The sequence below is a fragment of the Streptomyces sp. adm13(2018) genome, assembly GCF_008042145.1.
GTDB lineage: Bacteria > Actinomycetota > Actinomycetes > Streptomycetales > Streptomycetaceae > Streptomyces.
On record NZ_RDBH01000136.1, the window covers coordinates 1 to 5,793 of the forward strand.

Annotated in this window: 5 protein-coding genes and 1 pseudogene; 5 read left to right on the plus strand and 1 reads right to left on the minus strand. The window is 76.0% G+C overall.

Annotated elements, in window-relative coordinates:
* Window positions 1–438, minus strand: a pseudogene (locus EAO70_RS26855) (hypothetical protein); the annotation flags it as partial.
* 303 nt (window positions 439–741) lie between these two features.
* Between EAO70_RS26855 and EAO70_RS26860 the strand changes: the two are divergent.
* The 5 genes from EAO70_RS26860 to EAO70_RS26880 all read left to right on the plus strand — a co-directional run.
* Window positions 742–2,280, plus strand: a complete 1,539-nt coding sequence (locus EAO70_RS26860) for an FGGY family carbohydrate kinase (RefSeq protein WP_148005493.1) — start codon at window positions 742–744, stop codon at window positions 2,278–2,280.
* The gene (locus EAO70_RS26865) at window positions 2,277–3,704 is read left to right on the plus strand and encodes an FAD-dependent oxidoreductase (protein ID WP_148005494.1); all 1,428 of its coding nucleotides are present in this window, start codon (window positions 2,277–2,279) and stop codon (window positions 3,702–3,704) included. Before EAO70_RS26860 ends, EAO70_RS26865 begins: the two co-directional genes overlap by 4 nt.
* Window positions 3,705–3,744: 40 nt before the next feature.
* Window positions 3,745–4,968: an FAD-dependent oxidoreductase gene (locus tag EAO70_RS26870; protein ID WP_187284054.1), complete on the plus strand. Its 1,224-nt coding sequence runs from the start codon at window positions 3,745–3,747 to the stop codon at window positions 4,966–4,968.
* Window positions 4,969–5,011: 43 nt separating this feature from the next.
* Window positions 5,012–5,488 (plus strand): NUDIX domain-containing protein, encoded by a 477-nt coding sequence (locus EAO70_RS26875; RefSeq protein ID WP_148005495.1) that lies wholly within the window; start codon window positions 5,012–5,014, stop codon window positions 5,486–5,488.
* A gap of 62 nt (window positions 5,489–5,550) precedes the next feature.
* On the plus strand, window positions 5,551–5,793 hold a 243-nt coding region (locus EAO70_RS26880; RefSeq protein ID WP_148005503.1), incomplete at its 3' end, for a hypothetical protein.

Here is a 5,793-nt window from a genome sequence, read left to right on the forward strand (position 1 = left end):
GGACAGCCGGTGCTCCTCCATGCGCTGCCGGCCGTCGAGGGCGGCGAGGGCGATCAGACCGATCCACGGCACCGGGTCGTCGGGGGCCAGGTCGGCGGACTCCCGGCAGGCGGTCCAGGCCTCCTGCCAGAGCTCCCGGGTGCGGGCGTGGCCGGCGCGGTGGGCCCGGACGGCCCGTTCCACGGTCACGCGGCTGTGCATCACGGTGGCGGCGAGGCTGCCGGGCTGCTCGGTGCGCCACATGTGGACGACGTCGGTGCCGGCGGCGACGGCGGCGAGGACCTGGGTGCGCCGCGTCCAGCCGTCCCAGCCCGTCGTCTCGTCCAGGAGCCGCGCCATCGCCACCCAGCGCCCGGTCCGTAAGTCCTGGACGGCGTTGCGCAGGCCGTGGTCGTGGCCCGCGGGGTGGTAGACGGGTCTGAAGCCGTGTCCGGCCATCAGGGGGCGGTACGTGCTGTGGATGACATGGGTCCTCGGTGGATGGGCTGGGGGTGGTCAATCCCCCGGCGGGCGTCCCGGCCGTTGATCGGCGATCACTATAGAGGGCTCCGGATGCGACCGGTCCTCTTTCTTTCCTGACGATAATTATCAAGCCAACGACTGAATTTGATTTGCCGTCAGGTACGTCGACGGACCTGACGCGGTCGCCCGCCGAGGCTTGACGGACCGCGGCACGAACGGCACCCTGACCCTTTTCGGTGACCGGATGATCACCGAACGTCCAGGGACGGGAGCAGCACGATGACGGGCCCGGTACTCGCCGTGGACCAGGGCACCTCGGGCACCAAGGCCCTCGTCCTCTGCCCCCGGCGCGGAGTCCTCGGCAGCGGGACGGCCCCCGTCCGGCCCCGTCACCTGCCGGGCGGCCTGGTCGAGGTCGACCCGCGTGAGCTGTACGACTCCGTGGTCACCGCGGGGCGCGCCGCACTCGCCGAGGCCGGCACCCCGGTCGTCGCCGTGGGCCTCGCCAACCAGGGCGAGACGGTCCTCGCCTGGGACCCCGCCACCGGCGAACCACTCACCGACGCACTGGTCTGGCAGGACCGCCGGGCGGCCTCCGTCTGCGCCGATCTCACACCCCACGAGCCCCGGTTGAGACAGCTCACCGGCCTCCCACTCGACCCCTACTTCGCCGCGCCCAAGATGGCCTGGATCCGCCGCCACGCCACCGGCGCCGGCGTCGTCACCACGAGCGACTCCTGGCTCGTGCACCGGCTGACCGGCGCCTTCGTGACCGACGCGGCGACCGCGGGGCGCACCGGTCTCCTCGACCTGGACACGGTCGCCTGGTCGGACACCGCACTCGACCTGTACGGCCTCGGCGGCGAGCGCCTCCCCCGGGTCGTGGACTGCGACGCGCCGGTCGGCACCACCACCGCCTTCGGCCCGCCGCTGCCGCTGACCGGCCTCCTGGTCGACCAGCAGGCGGCCCTGCTCACCCAGAGCGCCGACGAACCGGCCGCCGCCAAGTGCACGTACGGCACGGGCGCCTTCCTCCTCGCGCAGACCGGCCCCGTGCCCCGGCGCGCGTCCTCGGGCCTGGTGAGCTGTGTCGCCTGGCGGCTGCGCGGGCGGGTCGCCCACTGCCTGGACGGGCAGGTGTACACCGTCGCCTCCGCCGTGCGCTGGCTCACCGATCTCGGTGTCATCGCCGGCGCGGCCGAGATCGACCCGGTGGGCGGCGGGGTCGCGGACACCGGCGGTGTCACGTTCGTACCCGCGCTCGCCGGGCTCGCCGCGCCCTGGTGGCGGGGCGACGTCCGCGGTTCGCTCACCGGCCTCGGCCTCGACACGACGCCGGGCCATCTGGTCCGCGCCCTCTGCGAGGGCATCGCCGCCCAGGTCGTGGACCTCGCCTCCGCCGTCGCCGCGGACCGCGGGACGCCGCTGACCTCGCTGCGCGCCGACGGCGGCCTCACCCGGTCCGCGCTGCTCATGCAGACCCAGGCCGACCTCCTCCAACTCCCGGTGGAGGTCTCCTCGCTGCCCGACGCGACGGCGCTCGGCGTCGGGGCCGTGGCCCGGCTCGGCCACGACCGGGGACTCACGATCGGCGAGGCCGTCCCGGCCTGGAAGCCCTCGGTCGTGTACGAGCCGCGCATCTCGGCGGCGGAGGCGGCGGAGCGTCTCGGCCGGTTCCGGACGGAGGTGGCGGCGCTGGTGGAGCGGACGGGGGCGGGCGCGACGGCGGGCTCCGGCACCACGGCGGGCTCCGCTTCCGGCACAGGTTCCGACTCCGCATCCGGGTCCGGGTCCGGGTCCGGGTCCGGGTCCTCATGAGCGTCACGCGGACCGGCCCCCTCCCCGCGGGCCCCGACGCGGCGTACGACGTCGTGGTCGTCGGCGCCGGGGTCATCGGCTGCGCCATCGCGCGGACGCTGGCCCGCCACCCGCTGCGGGTCGCCCTCGTGGAGGCGGCGGACGACGTCGGCGACGGGACGTCGAAGGCCAACACCGCGATCCTGCACACCGGTTTCGACGCGCTCCCGGGCACGCTTGAGGCCCGCCTCGTCCGTGAGGGACACCGTCTGCTCTCCGACTACGCGCGGGAGACCGGGATCCCGGTGGAGCCGGTCGGCGCCCTGCTCGTCGCCTGGGACGAAGAGCAGCGCGCCGCGCTCCCCCGGCTCGCGGCCAAGGCCGAGCGCAACGGGCACCACTCCACCGCACTCCTCGGCACCGCCGAACTCCGTTCCCGAGAGCCGCACCTGGGCCCGGGCGCGCTCACCGCGCTCGCCGTGCCGGGCGAGTCGGTGATCTGCCCGTGGACGACGACCCTCGCGTACGCCACCCAGGCCGTCCGCTCCGGCGTCGACCTTCACCTCGGGTGCCGGGTGGAGGCGGTCCGCACGGGCGATCCGCACCACCGGCTCGTCACCACGCGCGGAGTGCTGCGCGCCCGCCACCTCGTCAACGCCTGCGGGCTCCACGCCGACTCCTTCGACGCCCTCGTCGGCCGCGAGGACTTCACCGTCACCCCGCGCCGGGGCCAGCTGCTCGTCTTCGACACGTTCGCCCGCGACCTGGTCCGGCACATCCTGCTGCCCGTGCCGGGCCCGCTCGGCAAGGGCGTGCTGATCGCGCCGACGGTGTACGGGAACGTGCTGCTCGGGCCCACCGCCGAGGACCTGGCCGACAAGACCGCCACCGGCACCACGGCCGAGGGACTCGCCGGACTGCGCGAGCAGGGCGGCCGGATCCTCCCGGCCCTGCTCGACGAGGAGGTCACCGCCGTCTACGCCGGACTGCGGGCCGCCACCGGACAGGAGGACTACCGGATCGCCGCGCACCCCGGCCTCCGGTACGTCACGGTGGGCGGGATCCGGTCCACCGGGCTCACCGCCTCCCTGGCCGTCGCCGAGCACGTCCGCGGGCTGCTCGCCGACTGCGGACTCGACCCCGGCCCCGAACGGCCGCTCGCCCCGGTCCGGATGCCGAACCTCGGCGAGGCGTTCCCCCGCCCCTACCGAAACGCCGCCCTCATCGCCCGGGACCCGGACTTCGGCACGGTCGTGTGCCACTGCGAGCGGGTGACCCGCGGGGAGATCCGGGCCGCGCTCACCTCCACGATCCCGCCGGCCGGCCTCGACGGACTGCGCCGTCGCACGCGCGCGCGTGCGGGCCGCTGCCAGGGCCACTCCTGCGGCGCGGAGGTGCGCGCCCTGTTCGAGGAGCACACGGAGCACCGCGGGGGGACGCGGTGACCCGTACGGACGTCGTCACAGGCGTACGAGGAGGATCGCGGTGAACCGTACGGTCGACGTGCTCGTGGTGGGCGCCGGGCCCGCCGGCCTGGCCGCCGCCGCGCGCCTCGCCGCCGCGGGCGCGGGACGCGTCGAGGTCCTGGAACGGGACCAGGCGGCCGGCGGGGTCCCCCGGCACTGCGCCCGCCCGGGTTTCGGCGCGGACGGTCGGGGCCGCCCGCTGGACGGTCCCGGGTACGCGCGCCGCGCGGTGCGCGCGGCCCTGCGCGCCGGGGCCACCGTCCGTACGGGCGTGTCCGCCACCGGGTGGGCCGGGCCGCTCACCCTGGACGTCACCGCGCCGACCGGTCTTGAGCGCGTCCGGGCCCGCGCGGTCGTGCTGGCCACCGGAGCCCGCGAACGCCCCCGCGGCGCACGGCTCGTCCCCGGCTCACGGCCCGCCGGGGTGCTGACCACGGGCGAGCTCCAGCGGCTGGTCCACCGCTTCGGGGCACGGCCCGGGCGCATCGGGCGGCGGGCGGTGGTCGTCGGGGGCGACCCGGTGGCCCGGAGCGCCGTGCGGACGCTGCGTACCGCCGGGGTGGAGGTGGTGGCGGTCGTCTCCGAACACCCGGTGCGGAAGGCGGTGTTCGGGCCCGTGCCGGTGCTCTCCGGTGCGGTCGTGACGGAACTCCTCGGTCGCGGCCGGCTGACCGGAGTCGTGGTGCGGGCAGGGGCGGGACGGGCCACCCCGTACACCCTGCGCTGCGACACCGTGGTCTTCACCGGGGACTGGATCCCGGAGCACGAACTGGCCAGGACCGGCGGCCTGCCGCTCGCCCCCGGCACCCGGGGCCCCGCGGTGGACGGCGACTTCCGGACCGCCGTCCCCGGGGTCTTCGCCGCGGGCAACCTGCTGCGCGGCGTGGAGCCGGCGGTGGCCGCCGCCGCCGAGGGCCGTGCCGCCGCGGCGGCCGTGGCCGAGCTGCTCGAAGGACGGCCCTGGCCGGAGGACCGGGTGCCGGTGGGAGTGGCGGCGGGACCGGCGGATCCGCTGCGGTGGGTGACGCCCGGACTGCTCGGGCCGGCGGGGGCACCCCTCCTGGTCCGGCCCGCCCGCCGGCTCGTGCGCCCGGTCCTGACCCTCAGCCAGGACGGCGCCCCGGTGGGGCGGGTGCGGCTCGGAGGGGTGCTCCTCCCCCGGCGCTCGGTGCGGCTGCCGCCGGGGTGGGCGGACGGGGTGGATCCCGCGGGCGGTCCGGTGGTGGTCGGCGCCGACGGGTGAGGCGCGGCCCCGCSGCGGGGCCCGGTCGGCCAGACTGGACCGCATGTCTGACAAACGCAGTGCGGGCCTGCTGGTCTTCCGACGTACGGCGGACGGTGGCGTCGAAGTGCTCATCGGCCATATGGGCGGGCCCCTCTGGGCGTCGCGCGAGCAGGCGGCCTGGTCGATCCCCAAGGGGGAGTACGAGCCGGGCGAGACCCCGGAGGCGGCGGCCGGCCGGGAGTTCCAGGAGGAGCTGGGGCTCCCGGCCCCCGTGGGCGAGTGGCTGGACCTCGGCGAGTCCCGGCAGCGCAGCGGAAAGCTCGTCACGATCTGGGCCGTCGAGGGAACGCTCGACCCGGCCGGGATCACCCCCGGCACGTTCACCATGGAGTGGCCGCCCCGGTCCGGTGTGCAGGGGGAGTTCCCCGAGATCGACCGGGTCGGCTGGTTCTTCCCCGAGGTGGCCGCCCCGCTGCTCGTCGAGGGCCAGCGGGTCTTCCTGGAGCGGCTGATGGAGCGGCTCCACGGGCGGGGCTGAGCGCGATTGTCAGACCCGTACGAGAGGGTGGTGAGCGCCGAACTGTCGAGAGGGAGCCCGACATGACCACGACCACGATCACCGCGAACGAGCGTGCCGCCGCCCAGGCGTACCTGCGGCTGCTCGAATCCACCCAGGCCGTGCTGACCGATCCGCAGCTCGCCCCGTACGCGGGGGTGATGCTCACCCACCCGATGGCCGAGGCGGACGAGGCGCTGCGGGCCGCCGGCCTCGTGGGGAACGAGGCACGGCTGCTGCGTCTGGTCTCCTCCCTGCGCACCTCCCCCACGACCGTGTGGGGGAGG

Coding starts and splice junctions, on each gene's coding strand:
- EAO70_RS26860 (WP_148005493.1), top strand. CDS start 742: ATGACGGGCCCGGTACTCGCCGTGGACCAGGGCACCTCGGGCACCAAG.
- EAO70_RS26865 (WP_148005494.1), top strand. CDS start 2,277: ATGAGCGTCACGCGGACCGGCCCCCTCCCCGCGGGCCCCGACGCGGCG.
- EAO70_RS26875 (WP_148005495.1), top strand. CDS start 5,012: ATGTCTGACAAACGCAGTGCGGGCCTGCTGGTCTTCCGACGTACGGCG.